The sequence below is a fragment of the Massilia agri genome (assembly GCF_024753255.1).
GTDB classification, from domain to species: Bacteria; Pseudomonadota; Gammaproteobacteria; order Burkholderiales; family Burkholderiaceae_D; genus Telluria; species Telluria agri.
The window spans coordinates 1-22,101 of the sequence record NZ_JANUHA010000028.1 but is presented as its reverse complement, the minus strand read 5'-3'; the positions used below and the strand labels follow the sequence as shown (position 1 = coordinate 22,101).

Annotated in this window: 24 protein-coding genes; 12 read left to right on the top strand and 12 right to left on the bottom strand. The window is 66.1% G+C overall.

Annotated elements, in window-relative coordinates:
- Positions 1–54 precede the first annotated feature (54 nt).
- Both NX780_RS23905 and NX780_RS23900 read left to right on the top strand, forming a co-directional pair.
- On the top strand, positions 55–1,884 hold the full coding sequence (locus NX780_RS23905) for a M61 family metallopeptidase (protein ID WP_258830394.1): 1,830 nt from the start codon (positions 55–57) through the stop codon (positions 1,882–1,884).
- 55 nt (positions 1,885–1,939) lie between these two features.
- A complete protein-coding gene (locus NX780_RS23900; RefSeq protein ID WP_258830393.1) occupies positions 1,940–3,247 on the top strand; it encodes an amidohydrolase in 1,308 nt (435 codons plus the stop codon).
- Between the two features lie 3 nt (positions 3,248–3,250).
- Here the strand turns inward: NX780_RS23900 and NX780_RS23895 are convergent, their stop codons facing one another.
- From NX780_RS23895 to rpe, 8 genes are all read right to left on the bottom strand, one after another.
- Positions 3,251–3,748, bottom strand: coding sequence for an energy transducer TonB (locus tag NX780_RS23895; RefSeq protein ID WP_258830392.1), 498 nt, complete (start codon positions 3,746–3,748; stop codon positions 3,251–3,253).
- A 96-nt stretch (positions 3,749–3,844) separates the two neighbouring features.
- A complete protein-coding gene (gene trpC / locus NX780_RS23890) occupies positions 3,845–4,645 on the bottom strand; it encodes an indole-3-glycerol phosphate synthase TrpC (RefSeq protein ID WP_258830391.1) in 801 nt (266 codons plus the stop codon).
- Between the two features lie 9 nt (positions 4,646–4,654).
- The gene (locus tag NX780_RS23885; protein WP_258830390.1) at positions 4,655–5,290 is read right to left on the bottom strand and encodes a LysE family translocator; all 636 of its coding nucleotides are present in this window, start codon (positions 5,288–5,290) and stop codon (positions 4,655–4,657) included.
- Positions 5,291–5,302: 12 nt separating this feature from the next.
- Positions 5,303–6,343: an anthranilate phosphoribosyltransferase gene (trpD, locus tag NX780_RS23880; RefSeq protein WP_258830389.1), complete on the bottom strand. Its 1,041-nt coding sequence runs from the start codon at positions 6,341–6,343 to the stop codon at positions 5,303–5,305.
- Between the two features lie 83 nt (positions 6,344–6,426).
- Positions 6,427–6,990 carry an anthranilate synthase component II gene (locus NX780_RS23875; protein WP_258830388.1) on the bottom strand — a complete coding sequence of 188 codons (564 nt, stop codon included), beginning with the start codon at positions 6,988–6,990 and terminating at the stop codon, positions 6,427–6,429.
- 1 nt (position 6,991) lies between these two features.
- A complete protein-coding gene (gene trpE / locus NX780_RS23870; RefSeq protein WP_258830387.1) occupies positions 6,992–8,500 on the bottom strand; it encodes an anthranilate synthase component I in 1,509 nt (502 codons plus the stop codon).
- 198 nt (positions 8,501–8,698) lie between these two features.
- Positions 8,699–9,397, bottom strand: a complete 699-nt coding sequence (locus NX780_RS23865; protein WP_258830386.1) for a phosphoglycolate phosphatase — start codon at positions 9,395–9,397, stop codon at positions 8,699–8,701.
- A complete protein-coding gene (gene rpe, locus NX780_RS23860) occupies positions 9,397–10,068 on the bottom strand; it encodes a ribulose-phosphate 3-epimerase (RefSeq protein ID WP_258830385.1) in 672 nt (223 codons plus the stop codon). Before rpe ends, NX780_RS23865 begins: the two co-directional genes overlap by 1 nt.
- Positions 10,069–10,223: 155 nt before the next feature.
- Here rpe and apaG point away from each other — a divergent pair, with 155 nt between their 5' ends.
- A complete protein-coding gene (apaG, locus tag NX780_RS23855) occupies positions 10,224–10,598 on the top strand; it encodes a Co2+/Mg2+ efflux facilitator ApaG/CorD (protein WP_258830384.1) in 375 nt (124 codons plus the stop codon).
- Here apaG and NX780_RS23850 read toward each other — a convergent pair whose 3' ends face one another.
- The gene (locus tag NX780_RS23850; protein ID WP_258830383.1) at positions 10,599–10,733 is read right to left on the bottom strand and encodes a hypothetical protein; all 135 of its coding nucleotides are present in this window, start codon (positions 10,731–10,733) and stop codon (positions 10,599–10,601) included.
- A gap of 18 nt (positions 10,734–10,751) precedes the next feature.
- On the opposite strand from NX780_RS23850, the gene mltA reads away from it, so the two are divergent.
- Entirely contained in the window at positions 10,752–11,996 is a 1,245-nt protein-coding gene (gene mltA, locus NX780_RS23845; protein ID WP_258830382.1) for a murein transglycosylase A, read from the top strand.
- Positions 11,997–12,012: 16 nt separating this feature from the next.
- Here mltA and NX780_RS23840 read toward each other — a convergent pair whose 3' ends face one another.
- Complete coding sequence (locus tag NX780_RS23840; protein ID WP_258830381.1) at positions 12,013–13,314, bottom strand: MFS transporter; 1,302 nt, start codon at positions 13,312–13,314, stop codon at positions 12,013–12,015.
- A 75-nt stretch (positions 13,315–13,389) separates the two neighbouring features.
- Here NX780_RS23840 and NX780_RS23835 point away from each other — a divergent pair, with 75 nt between their 5' ends.
- Together NX780_RS23835 and NX780_RS23830 are read left to right on the top strand one after the other, a co-directional pair.
- The gene (locus NX780_RS23835; RefSeq protein WP_258830380.1) at positions 13,390–14,169 is read left to right on the top strand and encodes an enoyl-CoA hydratase; all 780 of its coding nucleotides are present in this window, start codon (positions 13,390–13,392) and stop codon (positions 14,167–14,169) included.
- Entirely contained in the window at positions 14,170–15,717 is a 1,548-nt protein-coding gene (locus tag NX780_RS23830) for a phospholipase D family protein (protein ID WP_258830379.1), read from the top strand. It abuts the gene before it with no gap.
- 10 nt (positions 15,718–15,727) lie between these two features.
- Here the strand turns inward: NX780_RS23830 and NX780_RS23825 are convergent, their stop codons facing one another.
- Both NX780_RS23825 and NX780_RS23820 read right to left on the bottom strand, forming a co-directional pair.
- The gene (locus tag NX780_RS23825; RefSeq protein ID WP_258830378.1) at positions 15,728–15,967 is read right to left on the bottom strand and encodes a helix-turn-helix domain-containing protein; all 240 of its coding nucleotides are present in this window, start codon (positions 15,965–15,967) and stop codon (positions 15,728–15,730) included.
- Positions 15,967–16,539: a DUF2975 domain-containing protein gene (locus NX780_RS23820; protein WP_258830377.1), complete on the bottom strand. Its 573-nt coding sequence runs from the start codon at positions 16,537–16,539 to the stop codon at positions 15,967–15,969. Before NX780_RS23820 ends, NX780_RS23825 begins: the two co-directional genes overlap by 1 nt.
- A 379-nt stretch (positions 16,540–16,918) precedes the next feature.
- Here NX780_RS23820 and NX780_RS23815 point away from each other — a divergent pair, with 379 nt between their 5' ends.
- The 6 genes from NX780_RS23815 to NX780_RS23790 all read left to right on the top strand — a co-directional run bounded on the left by NX780_RS23815 (position 16,919) and on the right by NX780_RS23790 (position 21,973).
- Positions 16,919–17,044: a hypothetical protein gene (locus tag NX780_RS23815; protein WP_258830376.1), complete on the top strand. Its 126-nt coding sequence runs from the start codon at positions 16,919–16,921 to the stop codon at positions 17,042–17,044.
- A gap of 104 nt (positions 17,045–17,148) precedes the next feature.
- On the top strand, positions 17,149–18,426 hold the full coding sequence (locus tag NX780_RS23810) for a hypothetical protein (RefSeq protein ID WP_258830375.1): 1,278 nt from the start codon (positions 17,149–17,151) through the stop codon (positions 18,424–18,426).
- On the top strand, positions 18,423–19,349 hold the full coding sequence (locus tag NX780_RS23805; protein WP_258830374.1) for a hypothetical protein: 927 nt from the start codon (positions 18,423–18,425) through the stop codon (positions 19,347–19,349). The genes NX780_RS23810 and NX780_RS23805 overlap by 4 nt, the downstream gene beginning before the upstream one ends.
- An 11-nt stretch (positions 19,350–19,360) precedes the next feature.
- Complete coding sequence (locus NX780_RS23800; RefSeq protein WP_258830373.1) at positions 19,361–20,380, top strand: lysophospholipid acyltransferase family protein; 1,020 nt, start codon at positions 19,361–19,363, stop codon at positions 20,378–20,380.
- The gene (locus NX780_RS23795; protein ID WP_258830372.1) at positions 20,377–21,066 is read left to right on the top strand and encodes a DUF2987 domain-containing protein; all 690 of its coding nucleotides are present in this window, start codon (positions 20,377–20,379) and stop codon (positions 21,064–21,066) included. The genes NX780_RS23800 and NX780_RS23795 overlap by 4 nt, the downstream gene beginning before the upstream one ends.
- A 4-nt stretch (positions 21,067–21,070) precedes the next feature.
- The gene (locus NX780_RS23790) at positions 21,071–21,973 is read left to right on the top strand and encodes a CPBP family intramembrane glutamic endopeptidase (protein WP_258830371.1); all 903 of its coding nucleotides are present in this window, start codon (positions 21,071–21,073) and stop codon (positions 21,971–21,973) included.
- Positions 21,974–22,101: the final 128 nt, after the last annotated feature.

Below are 22,101 nucleotides of genomic sequence, written 5' to 3'. Positions count from 1 at the left end.
GTGATCGAATCCGATTACACTAGGGAGCATATTCCGGCCGCACGTCCCTACAAAATGAAAAAACCTTCCGAAAAAAAGCGCACTGCGCAGCCAGCCATCCAGTACACGATCGTTCCCAAGGACCTGGCGGCTCACCTGTTCAACGTCACGGTCACGGTTGCGGCGCCCGACCCTGAGGGACAGGTCTTCGCCCTCCCGGCATGGATCCCGGGCAGCTACATGATCCGCGAGTTCGCCCGCAACATCGTGCGCATCCGCGCCGAAAGCGGCGGGACGGACGTGGCGCTTTCCAAGCTGGACAAGCATTCCTGGCGCGCCGCCCGCACGAGCGGCCCCCTGACCCTGCACTACGAGGTCTATGCCTGGGACCTGTCGGTGCGCGCCGCCCACCTCGACCAGACCCATGGCTTCTTCAACGGCACCAGCGTGTTCCTGCGCGTCGTCGGCCAGGAGGCATTGTCGCAGCAGGTCGACATCCAGCGTCCCGGCGATCCCGTCGCCAAGACCTGGCGCGTGGCCACCGCGATGAAAGAACTGGGCGCCAAGCGCTATGGCTTCGGCACGTATATCGCCGCGAACTACGACGAGCTGATCGACCACCCGGTCGAGATGGGCGACTTCGAGCTGGCCACCTTCAAGGCCCACGGCATCCCGCACGACATCGTCATCACCGGCCGCGTGCCGAACCTGGACATGGCGCGCCTGCAGGCCGACCTGAAAGCCATCTGCGAAACCCAGATCGCCTTCTTCGAACCGCAGACGAAAAAAGCGCCGATGGAGCGCTACGTGTTCATGACCATGGCCGTCGGCGACGGCTACGGCGGCCTGGAACACCGCGCCTCCACCGCCCTGATCTGCGCGCGCGCCGACCTGCCGAGCACGGCCAGCCCGAAGAGCGCCGAGCCCGGCGAAGGCTACCTGCGCTTCCTCGGCCTGTGCAGCCACGAGTACTTCCACACCTGGAACGTCAAGCGCATCAAGCCGGCCGTGTTCGCGCCCTACGACCTGCAGGTCGAGAACTACACGCCGCTCCTGTGGCTGTTCGAGGGCTTCACCAGCTACTACGACGACCTGATGCTGGTGCGCGCCGGGATCATCGGCGAGGCGACCTATTTCAAGCTGCTGTCCAAGACCATCGGCGGCGTGCTGCGCGGCAGCGGCCGCACCAAGCAGAGCGTGGCCGAATCGAGCTTCGACGCCTGGAGCAAGTACTACCGCCAGGACGAGAACTCGCCGAACGCCATCATCAGCTACTACACCAAGGGTTCGCTGATCGGCCTGGCCTTCGACCTGACCATCCGCGCCAAGACGAGTGGGGCGAAGTCGCTCGACGACGTGATGCTGGCGCTGTGGGAACGCTTCGGCCGCGATTTCTACAAGGGCGCCGGACGTGGCGTGCTTGATGCCGAAGTCGAAGCCATCTTCGACGAAGTGGCAGGCACCCGCCTGCGCAGCCAGTTCGACCGCTGGGTGCGTGGCACCGAGGACTTGCCGCTGGCCAAGCTGTATGCGGCTTTTGGCGTCAAGCTGGTGGACGAGCGCAAGGGCGGCAAGCCTTCGCTGGACGCCGGCATCGGCCGCGATGCGCTGGGCGCCAAGCTGACCCAGGTGCACGAAGGCGGCGCAGCCCACCGCGCCGGCCTGTCGGCGCACGACGTGGTGATCGCGATCGACGGCCTGCGCGTGATCGGCAATCCTTCGAATGTCGACACCCTGCTGTGCCGCTACCGTGTCGGCGACAAGGTCAAGGTCCACGCTTTCCGCCGCGACGAGCTGATGGAATTCGAGGTGACCCTGCAGGGTGATCGCGTGCCGTGCATCACCCTGTCCCAGGCCGTCGCCGGGAAAAAGTCGACCGCGCTGAAGCGTCCGAGCGCTGTCTGACCACAACGGCGGCATTGCCGCCGTTTTTTTAAACCGATTCCGCACCGAGGCACACTTGAAATCCACCCTGCTCGCCGCTGCCCTCTCGCTTATCGCCGCATCCGCCTCCGCCCAACTATCCGCACCCCTGAAATCCGACGTCACGACGCGGGTGAACGGCATGTACCCCTGGCTCGACACGGTCTACAAGGACCTGCACGCCCATCCCGAAATCGCCTTCCAGGAAGTGCGCACCGCCGGCAAGCTGGCTGGCGAAATGCGCAAGCTCGGGTTCGAGGTGACTGAAAAAGTCGGCAAGACGGGCATCGTCGCCGTCCTGAAGAACGGCGCCGGCCCCACGGTGCTGGTGCGCACCGAGATGGACGGCCTGCCGATGGAAGAGAAGACCGGCTTGCCCTACGCCAGCCGCGCCAAGGCGGTCAGCAATGGCGCCGAAAGCTTCGTCACCCACAGCTGCGGCCACGACATCCACATGGCCGGCTGGCTCGGCACCGCGCGCACGCTGGTGGAAATGAAATCGAAGTGGAAGGGTACCCTGGTCTTCATCGCCCAGCCGGCCGAAGAGATCGTCTCCGGCGCCAAGGCCATGCTGGACGACGGCCTGTTCAAGCGCTTCCCGAAGCCGGATTACGCTTTCGCCCTGCATTCCTGGCCGCTGGCCCACGGCACGGTCGGCTTCAACGACGGCCCGGTCTCGTCCAATTCGGATTCCATCGAGATCGTCTTCAAGGGCCGCGGCGGCCACGGCTCGGCGCCCGATAAATCGCTCGACCCGATCACCATCGCTGCGCGCTTCGTGGTCGACGTGCAGACCGTCGTCAGCCGCGAGAAGGATCCGAAGGAATTCGGCGTGGTGACCATCGGCGCCATCAACGGCGGCACGGTCGGCAACATCATCCCGGACAATGTGCAGGTGCGCGGCACCATCCGTTCCTATAGCCCGGCCGTGCGCGCCAAGCTGCTGGAGGGCGTGCGCCGCGTGGCCAATGCCTCTGCCGCCATGGCGGGGGCACCGGCGCCCGACGTGCAGCTGATTTCTGGCGGCGCGGCCATCGTCAACAGCGAAGCGCTGGTGAAGAAGACCGAGGCCGTGTTCAAGGATGCATTCGGCGCCGGCAACGCCCAGCGCATGCCGGCGATGACGGCCAGCGAAGATTTTTCGCTCTTCGTGAACGAAGGCATCCCCTCGATGTTCTTCTTCACCGGCGTCTACGATCCGAAGGCGGTGCAAGAGGCCGAGCGCCCCGGCGGCAAGCCGATCGCCTTCAACCATTCGCCCTTCTACGCGCCGGTGCCGGAGCCGTCGATCAAGACCGCGGCGCAGGCCATGAGCCTGGCTGTCCTGAACGTCCTCGGCCGCTGAAGTTCAGTCCTGCGGCCCGGCTAGCGTGCGCAGCTGGAAGCGGTAGTCGCGGTCGAACAGGAAGGTTTCTGAGAAGGTCACCGCCTCCGTATTCGCCGCCACCAGTCCCTCGGGCCGGGGCAGCGGCCCGCTGCGCATCATCGAGGCCATGGCCACGCGCGACGCATCCGGGTCGCGCGAGCGCTGCACCCGCACATCGGTCAGCTGGCCTTCCTTGTCTACGGTAATGTTCACCACCACAATCGCCGGCAGCATCGGCGGCAGGCGGCCGCTGAAAGTACGGTCCGCGTTGCGCTCGACGATGTGGCGGGCCACGTGTGTCTTGTAGGCGTCGAGCGTGAGCGAAGGTGCCGGGACGTGCGCTGGTGTGGGGGCCGGGGGCGGGTCCACCGAAATGGTGCTGCGCTCTTCGACCGGTACGGGTGGGGGCGGGCTGGCGCAGCCGGACAGGAGTGCCAGCAGCGTCGCGAAGAACGCTTTACTGCGAAGAAAAGTGTTCATGGCGGATGAGTGAGCGTCGCAGGTTGGCGCATCAAGGGCGCTCAACTTCGACGCTTCTGCTCATCCGGAGTTCCGCAAGCTGCGCGGAAAAGGCTGTCAGCCGAACAGGCGCTCCAGCTCGACACCAGGCTCGGGCGCGCGCATGAAGGCTTCGCCGACCAGGAAGGCGTGCACGTTCGCGTCGCGCATGCGCTTCACGTCCGCCGGCCCCATGATCCCCGACTCCGTCACCACCAGGCGATCCTGCGGGATGCGCGGCAGCAGGCCGAGGGTCGTGTCGAGCGAGACCTCGAAGGTGCGCAGGTTGCGGTTGTTGATGCCCACCAGCGGGGTCTTCAGCTTCAGGGCCGCCGTCAGTTCCTCGCCGTCATGCACCTCGACCAGCACGTCCATGCCGAGGTCATGCGCGCAGGCTTCGAGATCCGCCATCAGGCCGTGGTCCAGCGCCGACACGATCAGCAGGATCGCATCCGCGCCCATCGCGCGCGCCTCATACACCTGGTAAGGGTCGACAATGAAATCCTTGCGGATCACCGGCAGGCTGCATGCCGCGCGCGCCTGGCGCAGGTAGTCCACGGAGCCCTGGAAGAACTGCACGTCGGTCAGCACCGACAGGCAGGCCGCGCCATGCCCGGCATAGCTTTGGGCGATGGCGGCCGGCTGGAAGTCGGGGCGCAGCACGCCTTTTGAAGGCGAGGCCTTTTTCACTTCCGCGATGATGCCGGCGTGGCCGGCGGCGATTCTTTCGCGCAGGCTCCGTTCGAAACCGCGGATGTCCTGGCGTGCTTCCAGGTCGCTTTCGACCTCGCGGCGCAGGGAATACAGGTCGCGCTGCTTCTTCGCGGCGGCCACTTCGTCGGCCTTCACGGCCAGGATCTTGTTGAGGATGTCGGACATAAGAAAAACTCAGGTTTGCTTGGACAGTGCGAGCTTCACGCCAAGCCAGACGAACAGGCCGCCGGTGGCGCGCTTGAGCCACAGCGAGACGGAAGGGTTGAGCTTGATGCGCTCGCTGGCCTTGGCCGTAGTGAGCGCGAGTCCGCAGCACCACAGCATGCCGTTGACATTGAAGATGCAGCCCAGGACGATGAAGGCCATGGCCTTGCTCGGCGCGTCGAGCGCGATGAACTGCGGCACGAAGGCCAGGAAGAACAGCGCAACCTTCGGATTGAGCACATTGGTAAGAAACCCCTGGGCGAAGATCTTCCGGTAGGGCAGGGCAGCCAGCGCCGGGGCCTTCGTCTCACCAGCGGCCTTGCGGCTGCGCAGCAGGCCCACCGCCATATAGAGGATGTAGGCCGCGCCGACCAGCTTCACCACCGTGAAGGCCGTGGCCGACGTCGACAGCACCGCCGACAGCCCGAGCGCGGCCGCGAAGATGTGCACCATCGTCCCGGCGCCGATGCCGAGCGAGGCGGCGACGCCGGCGCGCCAGCCCTGGGTGGCGCTGCGGGTCATGATCAGGAGAGAGTCAGGACCCGGCATGATGTTCAGCAGCAGTCCGGAAATGATGAAGAGCGGAAGGTCATGGATGCCGAACATGCTGCGCCCCTATCAGGAAGAGTGCCCGCCGAGCTGGCGCGTGACGGTGACGAACTGCTCGAGTTTGGCCAGGGCCGCGCCGGACGCGATCGTCGCACGCGCCTTCGCCAAACCTTCCTCGATCGAGGACGCCACGCCGGCCGCATACAGGGCGGTGCCGGCATTGAGCGCCACGATGTCGCAGGCCGGTCCCGGCTCGCCGCGCAGCGCTTCCAGCACGCGCTCCTTCGACTCGGCCGTGTTGGCTACCTTCAGGTTGCGGCTCGAGATCATCGCCAGGCCGAAGTCTTCCGGATGGATCTCGTATTCGCGGATCTCGCCGTTCACCAGTTCACCCACCAGGGTGCCGGCGCCGAGCGAGACCTCGTCCATATTGTCGCGGCCCCACACCACCATCGCATGCTGGGCGCCGAGGCGCTGCAGCACGCGCACCTGGATGCCGACCAGGTCGGGGTGGAACACGCCCATCAGGATGTTCGGCGCCCCGGCCGGATTGGTCAGCGGCCCCAGGATGTTGAAGATGCTGCGCACGCCCAGCTCGCGGCGCACCGGCGCCACGTGCTTCATGGCCGCATGGTGGTTGGGCGCGAACATGAAGCCGATGCCGGTCTGGGCGATCGACTGGGCGATCTGCTCGGGCTTCAGGTCGATCTGGGCGCCGAGCGATTCGATCAGGTCGGCGCTGCCGCTGGACGAGGACACGCTGCGCCCGCCATGCTTGGCCACGCGGGCGCCGGCTGCCGCCGCCACGAACATCGAGGCGCTGGAAATATTGAAGGTGTTGGCGCCGTCGCCGCCCGTGCCGACGATGTCGAGCAGGTGGGTGGTGTCGGCCATCGGCACCTTGGTCGAGAATTCGCGCATCACCTGCGCGGCGGCGGTGATCTCGCCGATGGTTTCCTTCTTCACGCGCAGGCCCATGGTCAGGGCCGCGACCATGGTCGGCGACATCTCGCCCGACATGATCTGGCGGAACAGGTGAAGCATCTCGTCGTGGAAGATCTCACGGTGTTCGATACAACGCAGCAGGGCTTCTTGTGGGGTGATCGGCATGGCGGTTCCAGTTGGCTAGACGTAGTTGTGCTTTACTGCGCGGGCGCGGCGCCGCGTTCAAACGGCGCGAGCGCAAGAGCGCATCAGCGCGCGAGGAAGTTCTTGAACAGCGCGTGGCCGTGTTCCGACAGGATCGACTCGGGATGGAACTGCACACCCTCGATGTCGTATTCCTTGTGGCGCACGCCCATGATTTCGCCGTCGTCGGTCCATGCCGTCACTTCCAGGCAGTCCGGCAGCGAAGCCCGCTCGATCGCCAGCGAGTGGTAGCGGATCACGGTGAAGGGACTGGGCAGTCCCTTGAACACGCCCTCGCCGGTGTGGGCGATCAGCGAGGTCTTGCCATGCATGACCTGCTTGGCGCGGATGACCTTTCCGCCGAAGGCTTCGCCGATGGCCTGGTGGCCCAGGCACACGCCAAGGATCGGCAGCTTGCCCTTGAATTCACGCAGGATGTCGAGCGAGATGCCGGCATCCTTGGGCGCCTTCGGTCCCGGCGAGATGCAGATGCGCTCGGGCGCCATCTTCTCGATGTCGCCAAGGGTGATCTCGTCGTTGCGCACGGTGCGCACGTCTTCGCCCAGCTCGCCCAGGTACTGGACGATGTTGTAGGTGAAGGAATCGTAGTTGTCGATCATGAGCAGCATGTCAGAACTCCCCATCCAGGCCGTCTTGCACCTGTTCGGCCGCGCGCAGCACGGCGCGCGCCTTGTTTTCGGTTTCCTGCCATTCCATCTCGGGAATGGAGTCGGCGACGATGCCGGCCGCGGCCTGCACGTAGAGGTTGCCGTCCTTGATCACGCCGGTACGGATCGCGATCGCCACGTCCATCTCGCCGCCAAAGGACAGGTAGCCGCAGGCGCCGCCATAGATGCCGCGCTTGACCGGCTCCAGCTCATCGATCACTTCCATCGCGCGCACCTTCGGCGCACCGGTGAGGGTGCCGGCCGGGAAGGTGGCGCGCAGCACGTCGAGGTTCGACATGCCGTCCTTCAGCTTGCCCTCGACGTTGGAGACGATGTGCTGCACGTGCGAGTATTTTTCGATGACCATGCGGTCGGTGACCTTGACGCTGCCGGTGTCGGCGATGCGCCCGATGTCGTTGCGCGCCAGGTCGATCAGCATCACGTGCTCGGCGATCTCCTTCGGATCGGCCAGCAGCTCGGCCGCCAGCTCGGCATCGCGTTCCGGCGTCGCGCCGCGCGGGCGGGTGCCGGCGATCGGGCGCAGCGTGACCTTCTTGCCGCCCTCATTGCCGACACCTTGCAAGGCTTCGTTGCGCACCAGGATCTCCGGCGAGGCGCCGACGATCTGCATGTCGCCGAAGTTGTAGTAGTACATGTACGGCGAGGGGTTCAGCGAACGCAGCGAGCGGTACAGCGACAGCGGCGAATCCACATAGGGCTTGCGGATACGCTGGCCGATCTGCACCTGCATCAGGTCGCCGGCCATCACGTATTCGTGGGCCTTCGCGACCGCCTTCAGGTAGTCTTCCTTGCTGAATTCGCGCACCGCCTCGGTACGCACCGAGCTCGAGGTCACCGGCGCATCGACGCTCCGGCGCAGCATCACGCGCAGGTCTTTCAGGCGTTGGCGGGCCCTGGCATAGGACTCCGGCTGCGACGGGTCGGCGTAGACGATCAGGTAGAGCTTGCCCGACAGGTTGTCGATCACGGCCAGCTCTTCGGTCAGCATCAGCTGGATGTCCGGCAGGCCGAGCTGGTCGGGCGGGCAGGAGTCCGCCAGCTTGCGCTCGATGTGGCGCACCGTGTCGTAGCCGAAGTAGCCGGCCAGGCCGCCGCAGAAGCGCGGCATGCCGGGGCGCAGCGCCACTTTGAAGCGCGACTGGTACTGTTCGATGAATGTGAGCGGGTTGCCTTCGAAGGTCTCGACGACTTCGCCGTTCTTCACGACCTCGAGATGGTTGCCGCTCGAGCGGATCAGGGTCGATGCCGGCAGGCCGATGAAGGAATAGCGTCCGAAGCGCTCGCCGCCGACCACCGACTCCAGCAGGAAGGTGTTCCTGCCGGACTGCTGGGACTGGGCCAGCTTGAGGTAGAGCGTCAGCGGCGTTTCGAGGTCGGCGAAGGCTTCCGCGATCAAAGGAATGCGGTTGTAGCCCTGGTTGGCCAGCGATTTGAATTCGAGTTCGGTCATGCTTTTCTCCAGACCGCCCATGGGAGGGAAGGGCGGTGGTTCACTTCAAAAAACCTGCCGGCTTAGTTGCGCAAACGCGACCGGCAGCAATCAACGCGGCTTAGTTAGCCCAGGATTGCCAGCGTCGCCACAGCCAGGCCTCAAGGGCGCCGGTCTGGTTGACAGTGTGTTTTTTGGTGAAAAACATGTATAGATGACTTATTTTGCGGTGTCGTTATGCGCAGATATGAGCGCCGCTGCTTCAAGCAGCGAACTCACTATACCATCAGAATTAATTTCTTGTATAGGGCGTCCGTGGTTATAACCATATGGCACGGTGAGCACAAAACAACTGGCGGCACGCGCGGCCTCGGCATCGTTGGACGAGTCGCCGATGGCCACCACGCAGGATGGCGGCAGGTCCAGCGCGGCGCAGGCGCCCAGCAGGGGCATCGGATCGGGCTTCTTCTTCGCGAAGGAATCGCCGCCGAACACGCGCTCGAAATACGGCGCCAGGCCTTTCTGTTCGAGCAGGGGCTCGGCGAAGGCGATCGGCTTGTTGGTCACGCAGACGAGGCGCAGGCCGGCGTCGCGCATGGCCCGCAGGCCTTCGACCACCTCCGGGTACACCGTGCTGCGCTCGCCATTGACGGCGAGGTAGTGGTGCTGGTAGCCGGCCAGCGCTTGGTCGAACACGGCGTCGACGCGCGCCGCATCCCAGTCGAGCAGCAGCGCGTCGCGCACCAGCTTTTCGGAGCCCTTGCCGACCAGCGGCTTGATGATCTCCTGGGTGATCGGCGCGAGGCCGAATTCGGCGCGCATGCCGTTCAGGGCCGCCTCGAAGTCGGGCACCGTGTCGAGCATGGTGCCGTCCAGGTCGATGATGGCGGCCCGGATGGCCGCGGCGCCGGCCCGCATTACTTGCCGACCGTGGCGAGTTCGGCGCGCATCGCGTCGATCACGGCCTTGTAGTCAGGCTTGCCGAAGATGGCGGAGCCGGCGACGAAGGTGTCGGCGCCAGCGGCTGCCGCGGCCGCGATGTTGTCCGCCTTGATGCCGCCATCGACCTCCAGCATGATGTCGCGGCCGGATTCGTCGATCATGCGGCGCGCCTGCTCGATCTTCTTGAGCGCCTGCGGGATGAAGGACTGGCCGCCGAAGCCCGGGTTCACCGACATGATGAGGATCATGTCGATCTTGTCCATCACGTGCTCGAGGTAGTGCAGCGGGGTGTGCGGGTTGAACACCAGGCCGGCCTTGCAGCCATGGTCGCGGATCAGCTGCAGCGAGCGGTCCACGTGCTCCGAGGCTTCCGGGTGGAAGGTGATGATGTTGGCGCCGGCCTTGGCGAAGTCCGGGATGATGCGGTCGACCGGCTTGACCATCAGGTGCACGTCGATCGGCACGTCCACGTGCGGACGGATCGCCTGGCACACCAGCGGGCCGATGGTGAGGTTCGGGACGTAGTGGTTGTCCATCACGTCGAAGTGGATGATGTCGGCGCCGGCGGCGACGACATTGCGCACTTCCTCGCCCAGGCGGGCGAAATCGGCGGACAGGATGCTGGGGGCGATGCGGTAGGTGGTCATGGTGACGTGCGGGTAAAAAGGAAGCCGCTATTTTACGCCGATGAGGCCCCATGCTGCTCTGGCGGGACGCCTCTGGAGGGCGCTGCGCGGTATGATTGTCGTTTGCGCCACACGTGGCGCTCCCGCCAATATTGTCGATCACGCAAGGAAATCCCATGGCCGCCTATGAATTCGCTGTCTCCGTCAGGACCCAGTACCTGCCGGAGCAGTCCAACCCCGACCGCGACCAGTACGTGTTCAGCTACACCATCACGATCAGGAATACCGGCAGCGTCGCCGCCCAGCTGATCTCGCGTCATTGGGTGATCACCGACGCCAACAACCAGGTGCAGGAAGTGCGCGGCCTGGGCGTCGTCGGCCACCAGCCCCTGCTGCAGCCGGGCCAGCAGTTCGAGTACACCAGCGGCACCCAGAGCGCCACGCCGCAGGGCTCGATGTACGGCGAATACTTCTGCGTGGCCGAGGACGGCCACCGCTTCGAAGTCCCGATTCCCGAGTTCGTGCTGTCGCAGCCGGGCGCGCTGCACTGATCATTGCCGGTCTTTGTCGACGTCCTGTTGCGCCGGCTCGTCGCGCACGTCCTTGCGGCCGGCGAACATGGTCCACCAGACGATAAAGACGAGCAGGAACAGCGCCACACCAGCTTCCACCATCAAGATCCACATACCGGTCCTCGAGTTCATATGTTTCCGACACGCCGCAGTGTAACCGCTTCGCTCTTCCTCGTCGCCTTTTTGGCGGCCTGTTCGACCACCCCGCAGCAAGAGCCGCCCAAGCCGGCCGAACCGACGCGCATGCCGCCGCCGGTGGGCCCGGTCTACGTGCCTCAGGAGCCTGCGCCGCCAGCGCCTCCTGTTCAGCCGCCGGCGCCAGTGCCCCTGATGACGCCCGTGGCCTTCAGTGAGCTGCCGGGCTGGCAGCAGGACGACCTGCGCCAGGCCTGGCCGGCGTTCGTGCAGTCCTGCCGCGTCCTCGTCAGGAAAGCCGACTGGAAAGCGGCCTGCGAGGCGGCGCGCACGATCGATGCGGCTGACGCGGCCGCGGTGCGCGCCTTTTTCGAGACCTGGTTCGTGCCGAACCTGATGCGGGCCAGCGACGGTGCGGATGCGGGCCTCATCACCGGTTACTACGAGGCGATGCTGTACGGCGCGCGCAAGCGTGGCGGCGCGTATCAAACGCCGCTGTACCGGGTGCCGGACGATCTCTTGACCGTCGACCTGGGCGGCGTCTATCCGCAGCTGAAGGGCATGCGCCTGCGCGGCCGCCTGTCCGGCAAGACCGTGGTTCCGTACAGCACCCGGGCCGAGATCGCGCGCGCGCCCTTCGCGGGCAAGGAACTGCTGTGGGTGAACGATCCGGTCGAGGCTTTCTTCCTGGAGGTGCAGGGCTCGGGCAGGGTGCAGCTCGATAGCGGCGAGACCGTGCGCGTGGCGTACGCGGACCAGAACGGCCATCCCTATAAAGCCATCGGCCGCTGGCTGGTGGACCAGGGCTACCTGACTTCCGCGGAAGCGACGGCGCAGGGCATCCGCGCCTGGATCGCGGCCAATCCGGACCGCCGCCAGGAGCTGTTCAACGTGAACCCCAGCTATATCTTCTTCCGCGAAGAGAAGCTGCCCGATCCTTCCTTGGGTCCCAAGGGGGCGCTGGGTGTGCCATTGACGCCGGGCCGCTCGGTGGCGATCGACCCGTCCTTCGTGCCGCTCGGCGCGCCGCTCTTCCTGGCGACCACGGAAGCCGCCAGCGAGGTGCCGATGCAGCGCCTGATGATGGCGCAGGACACCGGCGGCGCGATCCGCGGGGCGGTGCGCGCGGACTTCTTCTACGGCTTCGGCCCGGATGCCGTCGACCGGGCCGGCAAGATGAAGCAGCGCGGCCAGATCTGGGTGCTCATGCCCAAGCCTGCCGCCACGCAGGTGGCGCGCTAGCCAGGGCGGAGCTCCTTCAGTCTTTCACATGGCGCAGGCGGGTGCCGAAGATCGTCGCAAGCGACAGGACGACGGCGCCGGCGGCGATGCAGGCCAGGCCCGCGCGCACGCCGAATCCCTCGCCGAGCCCCCCGGCCAGCAGCGCGCCCAGCGGCGCCGCGGCGACGGTGAGCGCGCGCATCGTCGCCACCATGCGTCCGAGCACGGCGTCCGGCGTCACGCGCTGGCGCAGGGCGCTGTAGGGCACGAAGAACAGCGTGGCGCCGCAGTCGATCCAGAACACCACCATGGCATAGGCGGCAAGGGTCCATCCCGCGCTGCCGAACAGGGCGGCCGGGATGGCGGGCACCAGGGCGAAGCCCAGCGCCGACACGCACAGGCCGGCCAGGATGCCGCCGCCGGTGCCGAATCGATTCGAGAGCGGCTTGACCAGCAGCGAGGCCGCGAGGATGCCCAGGCCGCCGAACATGTTCGCCATCCCCATGGTCCCCGCCGTCATGCCGAGCACCCGCGTGGCGAAGATCACGTGCAGGGCGGTATAACCGTAGAACAGCAGGTGCCAGCCGGCCGAGACCCAGGCCAGGGTGCGCAGCAGGGGGTGGCGCCACACGAAGGCCAGGCCTTCCTGGATGTCGCGCAAGGGATGGGCATCGGATGGCGGCGGCTGAGGTTCGCGCGCCCTGATGCGGCGCAGGTTGAGCAGGGAGACGACGAAGCCGGCGACGTTGCACAGGATGGCGATCGGCGCGCCCAGCAGCTGCACCAGTCCACCCGCCATGCCGGGGCCGAGCACCCGGGCCGCCGATTCCGTGGCGGCGAACTTCGACTGCGCGTCGACCAGCCCGCCGCGTCCCACCAGGAAGGTCAGGAACACCTGTTCCGCGCTGCCGCCCACCACGTAGCCGGTGCCGATCACGAAGCCGACCGCGTACAGCCACGGGATGCTCAGGATATCGAGCCACCAGGCCAGCGGGACGGTGGCGAGCGCGATCGCGACCATCAGGTCGCTGGACATCATGACCGGCAGGCGGCGGTTCCGGTCCAGCAGCACGCCCGAGGGGAGCCCGAACAGGAGGAAGGGCAGGGACTCGAAGGCGGCCAGCGTGCCCATCTGGGCCGGCGTGGCATGCAGCATCAGCACGGCGCAGATCGGCAGGGCCAGCAGGGTGATCTGGGCGCCGAAATGGGCCAGGATGCTGCTGAACCAGAAGCGGCGGAAATCGGGATTGCGCACCACCGAGTCGGACGGGATGCGCTTCGTTAGCCAGTTGTCGTCAGGGGAGGAAATGATGATCTCACGCAGAATATTGCTGAACAAATAATGATACCTGTGTTCGGTATGCTGCGAGACGCTACAATCCCGGCAATCCATTCACATACAAGGGGACACCGCATGCAATACCAGGATCTGCTGATCGAAAACCACGGCAAGGTCGCCGTGATCCGCCTGAACCGCCCGAAGGCGATGAATGCGCTGAACGACAATATGATGAACGAGCTTGGCCAGGCCCTGTACGCCTTCGATGCCGACCCGGGCGTGAACGTCATCATCCTGACCGGCAGCGACAAGGCCTTCGCGGCCGGCGCCGACATCGCGGCCATGGCGAACTACACCTATAGCGTCGACACCTACCCGGGCAACTACATCGGCCGCAACTGGGAGCACATCCTCAACATTCGCAAGCCGGTGGTCGGCGTGGTGTCCGGCTACTGCCTCGGCGGCGGCTGCGAACTGGCCATGATGTGCGACTTCCTGATCGCCGCCGACAACGCGAAATTCGGCCAGCCGGAGATCAAGGTCGGCGTCACGCCGGGCGCGGGCGGCACCCAGCGCCTGCCGCGCGCGATCTCGAAGTCGAAGGCCATGGACATGCTGCTCACCACCCGCATGATCGATGCGGCGGAAGCCGAGCGCACCGGCCTGGTCTCGCGCGTGTATCCGGCGGACACCGTCATGGAAGAAGCCATCAAGGTCGCCCAGGGCATCGCCGAGATGCCGGTGTCGGTCGCCATGCAGATCAAGGATTGCGTCAACCAGGCCTACCAGATGCCGCTGAACGAAGGCGTGCGCTACGAGCGCCGCTACTTCCACGCCGGCTTCGGTACGCCCGCCCAGAAGGAAGGCATGTCGGCCTTCCTCGAGAAGCGCAAGCCCAACTTCGAAGGCATGTAAATGAAGGCGGCGCTGCGGCGGGGAGCGGCGGCGTTTGCCCTCGTCGCTGTCGCGGCGTATGGCTGCAGTGCGCTGCCGCCGCTTGGCCGGCGCAGCGCCAGCGTGGCGCTGCAGGGAACCGAGGCCACGCCGCTGGGGCAGGCGATCGCGCCGCTGGCGGCTGCGAACCCGGGGCGCTCCGGTGTCCATCCCCTGATCGACGGCCGGGACGCCTTCGCGGCCCGCGTGCTGCTGGCCCACAGCGCCAGGCAGAGCCTCGACGTCCAGTATTACATCTGGCGCGACGACCTCACCGGCACCCTGATGCTGGATGCCCTTCGCACGGCCGCGGCGCGCGGCGTGCGCGTCCGGCTGCTGCTGGACGATAACAATACCGGCGGGCTGGATCCCGTCCTCGCGGCCCTCGACCGCCATCCCAACATCGAGGTGCGCCTATTCAATCCGTTCGGCATGCGGCGCTGGCGCAGCCTTGGCTACCTGACGGACTTCAGCCGCTTGAACCGGCGCATGCACAACAAGTCCTTCACCGCCGACAACCAGGCGACCATTATCGGCGGCCGCAACATCGGCAACGAGTATTTCGGCGCCATGGGGGACATGCTGTTCGTCGACCTCGACGTCATGGCGGTGGGGCCGGTGGTGCGCGACGTGTCCGAGGACTTCGACAAATACTGGAACAGCGCCTCCGCCTATCCCGTCTCGGCCCTGGTAGACCCCGCGGATGCCGAGCGTCCGGAGGCGCTGGCCGAACGGGCCGCCGCTTTCCGCGTGCAGGACGAGGCGCAGCGCTACCTGGAGGCGATCGCCACCTCGTCTTTCGTGGAGCAGCTGGTGCAGCGGCGGCTGCCGCTGGAGTGGAGCGTCACCCGCCTGGTCAGCGATCCGCCGTCGAAAGTACTGGGCGCAGCCGCGCCCCAGGAGCGCATGGCGGTCGCCATGCGCAAGCTGCTGGGAGAGCCGAAGCGCGAGGTCGACCTGGTCTCACCCTATTTCGTGCCCGGCAAGGAAGCGGCGCAGGCGCTCGCCGACCTCGCCCGCAGCGGGGTGCGCGTGCGGATACTGACCAATTCCCTGGAAGCGACCGACGTCGCCGCCGTCCATGCGGGGTACGCGAAGTGGCGGCGCGGACTCGTCGAAGCCGGCGTGTCGCTGTTCGAGCTGCGCCGCAGTTGGGGGGCGGCGCTGCCGGAGTCGGGGAAGGGGCGCTTCGGCAGCTCCGCTTCCAGCCTGCACGCCAAGACCTTCGGCGTGGACGGGCGCACTGTCTTCATCGGCTCCTTCAACCTGGACCGCCGCTCGATCGACCTGAACACCGAAATGGGTTTCGTGATCGACAGCCCGGGCATGGCGCAGGCGCTGGGCCGCACGCTCGACGAGGAGGTGCTGGAGCGGGCCTATGAGGTGCGGCTTGGCGACGACGGCAAGCTGGTCTGGATCGAGCGCTCCGGCGCCAGCGTCACCCGGCACGACACCGATCCGAACACCAGCAGATGGCAACGGGCCGGCGTGCGCCTGCTGTCCATCCTGCCGATCGACTGGCTGTTGTAGGGCGGCGCGTTCAGATATCGCCGGCGTCGCCGTCGGGTTCCGGACCTTCTTCGCGCCACTCGAGGATGTCGCCGGGCTGGCACGACAGCCGCTCGCAGATCTTGTCGAGCGTCGCGAAGCGTATGCCCTTGACCTTGCCGGACTTGAGCAGGGACAGGTTCTGTTCCGTGATGCCGACGTAACTGGCCAGTTCCTTCGATTTGATCTTGCGTTTGGCAAGCATGACGTCGAGGTTGATGATGATGGCCATCAGACGAACCCCTCGTTTTCTTCGCTCAGGCGCCGGCCTTCGTGCATCACGCCGACGACCAGGTAGAACATGCTGCAGACCAGCAGCAGCAACAGCTCGTGCGAGGTGATGTCCATGGCGATCGCATGGGACTCCCCGCCGCCGATCCAGCCGAACAACAGATTGCGTAATGGCGTCTCGAGGTTGAACAGGACGACCGCCGCGATCGTCGCGCCCGCCGCGGTGCGCAGATGGCCGATCGTCTTCATGGCGAAGATCTGCCCAGCCTGGAAGGCGCTCAGCGTGGCGCTGAGATGACGGATGCCATGCGTCAGCGCCAGCAGGCCGGGCGCGCCGACCAGGATGCCCACCAGCCGCTGCACGTTGCCGAGCCGCTCGACGGCATTGTCCGTCATGCCGTCCGGATTGATATGCAGCTGCAAGGGGCCGAGCGACACCGGGCCGGCCATGGCCCACGACAGGATGAAGAAAGCGATCTGGACGGTGAGGAAGACGAACAGGAGCCATCGGATGACGTGGCAAAGGCGGAACAGCTGGCCGAGGTCGAAAGATGAGCTTTGGTTCTCGTTCATTTTTAGATGTCTCAAAGAAAAAAATGATTGTCTCACGAGATTTTGTTGCTGTACGATCCCTGCAGTATTTACGCGCCGCCTCCTGCGTGCCCAGGGCCGTCCCCGGCCCCGATGCGATCCTCTCTATGCATGTCGCATTATCGTAAAACAACAAAAAATTATTGTTTGACATTAATAAAAACCGAGAATAGACTGGTTTCCATCAACCCGACGTCACTTGATCAGGCGCTCCGACACCATGCGGACGCGGGATCGGCGGGCGGCGGGCTGCTAGCGCGAAGTCCAGTGTGTTGTCGGAAGCGGTCACACAAAGGGATGTCCGATCTCGGCAATGTTGGCAACATGTGTATTAAAACAATCAACTATCAAGGAGTATCACATGCAAGATTTCGACCTGACCAGCGAAGAGTTCTCGATCGAAGCCCTGGAAGCACGTTTTGAAATGGAAGCGACCGCACCGGGCGCCGAAACCGAGTGGAAGTGCACCTGCACCATCGAGAACTGATCCAGCCGGATCAGGCGTAGCGGGGCCATCCCGCTATCGCATTCTCCCGGGGGGCGCGTCCGCCAGCGGTCACGCCCCCTCGTTCGAGTCCGCACAGGATCTTCATGTCCCTCCCCAGCACATCCACGATCCCCGTCCTGAAGGCCGGCATCACGCTCACCCGCTTCGAGTCGGGCGCCGCATCCCCGCGCTTCCTGCTGGCGCTCGGCGACAGTCACTTCCTCGTTTCGGCCAAGACCCGCGCGCTGGTGCTCGCATTGCTGAGCAAGCCGCTCGATGCCGCGCAGCTGGAAGCGCGCTACGAAGCCGAGAGCGGCCAGTTCCTCGCGGCAGAACAGCTGCTGGCGCTGGCCAGGCAAACCCTGCCCGACGTGCTCTACATCGATACGCCGCTGCCGCCGCGGCACATGCCCTTCGTCGTCAGCGTGACCCTGCTGCCGACCCGGCTCGCAAGCCGGGTGACCCGCTGGCTGGCCTGGCTGTTCACGCCCGGCCTCGCGGTCGCGCTGCTCGCGGTGTTCGCCGCGCTGCACATCGCGGTGCTGCCTTCGGCCATGCACAGCGCCCATGGCGCCTGGTCGGCCAGGGAAGCCGTCGGCCTGGTCAGCCTGTTCCTGCTCAGTGGCCTGGTCCATGAGCTGGGCCACACCGCCGCCTGCCGGTATTTCAGGTGCCCGCACGGCGCCATCGGTTTCGGCCTCTATTTCATCTTCCCCGCGTGGTACGCGGACGTCACCAAGGCCTGGCAGCTGCGGCCGCGCCAGCGCGCGGTGGTCGACCTCGGAGGCGTGTATTTCCAGTCCATCTTCCTGATCGCGATCGATGCCTGGGCGCTCGCCATCGGCAGTGCGATGGCGCTCAAGCTGTCGTGGCTGATCACCTTCACCATGCTGTTCACGCTCAATCCGGTGTTCAAGTTCGATGGCTACTGGCTGCTGTCCGACCTGAGCGGCCTGCACAACCTGCACAAGCAGGTGCAGTCCTCGGTTTCCTCCCTGGTCGCGGCCGCGATCGGCAGGCGCACGGCCGGGGCGCCGACCGTGCGCAGCGGGATCCTGTACGGCTACACCTTGCTCAGCGTCGGCTACTTCGCGTACTTTGCGCTGTTCCTGGGGCGCGAACTGCGCCTGCTGCCGACCGCCACCCTGGACAAGATCGCGGCCGGCTGGGCGCTGCTGCGCGCGGTCCCCGCCGGACAGGGCTGGGAACTGGCCGTCGCGCTCGGCGCCTTCACCGGCACGCTGCTGTGGCCCGCCATGGTGATTCTCGGCACCGTCTTCTTCCTCGATAAATTGCGCCGTTCGCTGATCGGCATCGCCGCCGCCGTCAGGACGGCGCGCGCCTTGCCGCTGGCTCCCGGTTCAGCCCTGGAGAAATCATGATCGCCACATTCATGCGCCTGTTCGGGCAGTCGGGCCGTCCGGTCGCGGTGTCGAACGACGCCCAGCTGGAAGACCAGATGACGCAGGCGATGGTTTACCTGCTCGGCCTGGATGAGGCGCAGGCCCAGCCCCTGGCGCACGGCGCGCTGCGGCAGCGCCAGTTCCTGCGCGGCGGGCGCAGCCTGCGGGCGGCGCCCTCACACGGGTTCGAGCCGGCCCGGCAGGCGCTGCACGCGGCGCTCGAGCGCGGCCCCTGCCTGCTCGCGCTGCCCTTCAGCGTGAGCGGAATCTGCCTGCTGCGCAGCCTGTCCGCCGATCCCGCGCTGCACCTGGTCCTGGTCCAGAGCCCCGCGCTGCGCATGCTCGGCGACGAGATGCCGCTCGCGCGCCGGCCGCTGTCGCTGTGCCCGACACAGAACGCCGTCGCCCAGGTCAAGATGGATGCGGCGCGCCGCGCCCGCACGGTGTATGTCAGCTTCCCCGAACTTCAGCCGCTGGGGCATGGGACGACCGCATCGATTGCATTCCTGGGCAAGCCCTGCCGCTTCTCCATGCTCGAGCCCCTGCTCGGCATTTCCGGTGTGGCGGCCGTCCTCACCCCGACATTCGACGGCGCCGCCCTGCTGGCATGGAACCGGCCGCCAAGCCGCGAAGGCGCGCAGGGCGCGTCCATGCACGCCTGCCTGCACTGGCTGGTCGAGCATTTGCAGACCTCGGCGGCGGCGGCGCCGGACCTCACCCTGTCCTGGCATCAGCTGTACCGGGCCAGCCTTCACTTCTACCGCATCGAGCGCGCCAACCAGCTCAAGCAGCTCGAGGCCTGGGCCGCCGCGTGGGGGCGTTCGTCCCCCGGGCAGGCGAACCGCCTGGCGCAGTTCGCGCAAGCCCGGATCGCGGCCCTGAGCCAGGCCGGTTCACACTGAGGAGTCACACCATGCACACGAGAGAATGGGGAGTGCGCGCCCGGATCCTGCTGGAGCGGGGCCGGGCCGCCATTCCTGGCCGGAACGGGCGGCAGCGCCTGGCCGGTTTTGCCGACTCGGTCCGCGCGGCCTTTCCCGACCTGTCCGAGCGGGAAGCGCGTGCCTTGCATGCGCGCTATCGCGCATCGATGCGCAAGTTCGCGCTGATGAAGGATTTCCTGGCGTCGCTGAGTGCGGAGCAGCTCGGCGCCTTCCTGGACCGGCACGTACAGGTCGAAGGACGGGAAACCCTGGACATGCTCAGGGGGAGCGCGGAGCCGGTGATTTTCGTGACGCCGCACTACGGCAGCTTTCCGGCCGCCTGCCTGAAGCTGATCCGGGAAATTGGACACGAGAAGACCATCAACGCTTTCTACAATCCGCCCTCCGCGAACCGCAGCTCGGAAGGGTTCGAGACGCTGTTCTCGCGCCTCGGCTACGGCTTTCACGCCCTGTTCAACGACGACACGGCGGTGCTCAAGGCGCTGCGCGTCCTGAAGCGGGGCGAGGCGCTGACGATGATGCCGGACGTCTTCGACATCAATGGACACGTGCTGTACGTCCCCTTCTTCGGCAGGCTGGTTCCCGCCATGGCCGGCACGGCCCTGTTCGCGTTGAAGAGCAGGGCGACCGTCATCGTCGGCTACGGCTGTCCGGGGCAGGGCATCGCGTCGACCCTGAAGCTCGGGCAGCCCTTGCGAATCGAGCGCAGCGACAGCCTGGAAAACGACATCGCCACGCTCACGGCCGCGATATTCCGGGAGATGGAAGCCCAGATCCGCCGGCATCCCGAGCACTGGATCTATCTGAAGGACATCGGCACCCTGCTGGCCGGACGGCTCGCCGCCGAAGCCCGCGACGACGAGGAGTGGCTGGCCGGGATGGAGGCGGCAAGCGGGCAATTCGACGCCTTCCTGCCCGAGTGGCGCTTTGCCCTGCGCGAGCTGCGCGCGATGCACCACGATGCGCCCCGGGAGGTGGCTAACGCATGAAGAACATCCTGTATGCCGTGACCGTGACCGTGACCTTGGCCTGCGCCTCACTGTGCGGTCCGGCCGCGGCCGCCGACCGCGAATGGATCGATTACAAACGCCTGCTGGAGATCACCCGGCTGGACAAGTTCTACGCCGCCCCGCCGGCCGCGCGCGACAAGGTCAGGCTGCTCGGCACAGTCCAGCCGAACAATGCCGCAATCGCCCCGCAGGACATCGTGTTCACGGTCGTGCGCGGCGCCCAGGTCAAGCGCATCACCGTCGACCGGGAAGGGCGCTTCGATCCGGCGATCGATCCCGCCTGGGCAAGGGACAACCCGAAGGTGCTCACCAATATGCCGCCCGGCGAAAAGGCCCGGTTCTCGTTTGCGGCCGAGCCCATCGTGCCGCCAGGCACCCGGTTTGGCTATGCTGCCCTGATGGCAGGGGTCAGGCAGTCGAATGCCCTGGTCAAGGAGCAGGGCGGCATGATGCGCTTCCTGATGCCCACGTTTTCCGGCATCGAACTGCGTTACGCGCCGGGGCAGGGCGCGAGCGCGCGGATCGTCTCGGCCCGCGGCGAGGCTATCGTTTCCGCCGACGCGCAGGGGGCGCTGCGGCTGAAGCTGGACGAGCGCCTGGCTTCCACGAATGCGGAAGTGATCCTCTCGCATGTGCCGCAGTCAGTCGACCTCCTGGCCGAGTGAAGCGATGGCCAGTCACCGTAAGGTCCTCACCTTGTCCGGCGCGGCGGCATGGCTGGCGCATCGGCCGCTTTGCCGGATGATGGTCGCATTGGCGTGGGTGGCGCTGCCCGCCATGCTGGCCTCCCAGCTGAGCCAGGCCTATGTTTCCGGGCCAGGCGGCAAGGCGCTTTCCGCGCTGGCGATGGCCGCCCTGGTCCTCTACGCCTTCGCGCGTTATGTGCGCCTGATCGAGCGGCGCGCTCCCGTCGAGTTGGCGGCGCGGCCGGCCGGCGCTGAATTGCTGGGTGGTGCGGCACTGGGCGCAGCCGTGTTCGCGCTCGCCATCGGCATCCTGGCCGCCCTGGGCGTGTTCTCCATTGCCGGATCGAGGAGCCCGATGCTGCTGCTCGCGGCGATACCGGGCGCCTTGATGGTCGCGGTATTCGAGGAAATCATGTTCAGGGCGATCGTGTTCCGCGCTCTGGAAGAGTCGTTCGGGAGTTGGGCCGCGCTGGCGGTCTCGGGATCGATTTTCGGTCTGATGCACATGGGCGGAGCCGAATCGAGTTTCCAGGCGGCGGTCGCAGTCACCGTGGAAGCGGGGCTGCTGCTCGGGGTGGCCTATATGGTGACGCGGCGGGTATGGCTGTGCATCGGCATCCACTTTGGCTGGAACCTGACGCAAGGTGCGCTGTTCTCCTTGTCCGTGTCGGGGAAGGCCCAGGAGGGCGTGTTCATCTCGCAACTGACGGGCGCCCCCTGGCTGACGGGCGGCTGGTTCGGCGTCGAAGCATCCCTCGTGGCCGTACTGACTTGTCTTGTGCCGTGCGCCGCGCTGGGAGCCTATGCTTACAAGACCGGCAAGGCCAGGCCGCCGCGGCGCCGCCAAAAGGAACTTGTGGCGATTCCCGTGGTTGAGAGGGCTTGACGCACGTCAAAAACAACTGCATAATCTCGCTCTCTGCTGCTGACGAACACAACGCTTCGCACGGTGCAGTAAGGTAGTACAGAACAACGATCTTTAACAATCAACAGTCGATAAGTGTGGGCGTTTGA

Coding starts and splice junctions, on each gene's coding strand:
- NX780_RS23905 (WP_258830394.1), top strand. CDS start 55: ATGAAAAAACCTTCCGAAAAAAAGCGCACTGCGCAGCCAGCCATCCAG.
- NX780_RS23895 (WP_258830392.1), bottom strand. CDS start 3,748: ATGAACACTTTTCTTCGCAGTAAAGCGTTCTTCGCGACGCTGCTGGCA.
- trpC (WP_258830391.1), bottom strand. CDS start 4,645: ATGTCCGACATCCTCAACAAGATCCTGGCCGTGAAGGCCGACGAAGTG.
- NX780_RS23885 (WP_258830390.1), bottom strand. CDS start 5,290: ATGTTCGGCATCCATGACCTTCCGCTCTTCATCATTTCCGGACTGCTG.
- trpD (WP_258830389.1), bottom strand. CDS start 6,343: ATGCCGATCACCCCACAAGAAGCCCTGCTGCGTTGTATCGAACACCGT.
- NX780_RS23875 (WP_258830388.1), bottom strand. CDS start 6,990: ATGCTGCTCATGATCGACAACTACGATTCCTTCACCTACAACATCGTC.
- trpE (WP_258830387.1), bottom strand. CDS start 8,500: ATGACCGAACTCGAATTCAAATCGCTGGCCAACCAGGGCTACAACCGC.
- NX780_RS23865 (WP_258830386.1), bottom strand. CDS start 9,397: ATGCGGGCCGGCGCCGCGGCCATCCGGGCCGCCATCATCGACCTGGAC.
- rpe (WP_258830385.1), bottom strand. CDS start 10,068: ATGACCACCTACCGCATCGCCCCCAGCATCCTGTCCGCCGATTTCGCC.
- apaG (WP_258830384.1), top strand. CDS start 10,224: ATGGCCGCCTATGAATTCGCTGTCTCCGTCAGGACCCAGTACCTGCCG.
- NX780_RS23850 (WP_258830383.1), bottom strand. CDS start 10,733: ATGTGGATCTTGATGGTGGAAGCTGGTGTGGCGCTGTTCCTGCTCGTC.
- mltA (WP_258830382.1), top strand. CDS start 10,752: ATGTTTCCGACACGCCGCAGTGTAACCGCTTCGCTCTTCCTCGTCGCC.
- NX780_RS23835 (WP_258830380.1), top strand. CDS start 13,390: ATGCAATACCAGGATCTGCTGATCGAAAACCACGGCAAGGTCGCCGTG.
- NX780_RS23830 (WP_258830379.1), top strand. CDS start 14,170: ATGAAGGCGGCGCTGCGGCGGGGAGCGGCGGCGTTTGCCCTCGTCGCT.
- NX780_RS23825 (WP_258830378.1), bottom strand. CDS start 15,967: ATGGCCATCATCATCAACCTCGACGTCATGCTTGCCAAACGCAAGATC.
- NX780_RS23820 (WP_258830377.1), bottom strand. CDS start 16,539: ATGAACGAGAACCAAAGCTCATCTTTCGACCTCGGCCAGCTGTTCCGC.
- NX780_RS23815 (WP_258830376.1), top strand. CDS start 16,919: ATGCAAGATTTCGACCTGACCAGCGAAGAGTTCTCGATCGAAGCCCTG.
- NX780_RS23810 (WP_258830375.1), top strand. CDS start 17,149: ATGTCCCTCCCCAGCACATCCACGATCCCCGTCCTGAAGGCCGGCATC.
- NX780_RS23805 (WP_258830374.1), top strand. CDS start 18,423: ATGATCGCCACATTCATGCGCCTGTTCGGGCAGTCGGGCCGTCCGGTC.
- NX780_RS23800 (WP_258830373.1), top strand. CDS start 19,361: ATGCACACGAGAGAATGGGGAGTGCGCGCCCGGATCCTGCTGGAGCGG.
- NX780_RS23795 (WP_258830372.1), top strand. CDS start 20,377: ATGAAGAACATCCTGTATGCCGTGACCGTGACCGTGACCTTGGCCTGC.
- NX780_RS23790 (WP_258830371.1), top strand. CDS start 21,071: ATGGCCAGTCACCGTAAGGTCCTCACCTTGTCCGGCGCGGCGGCATGG.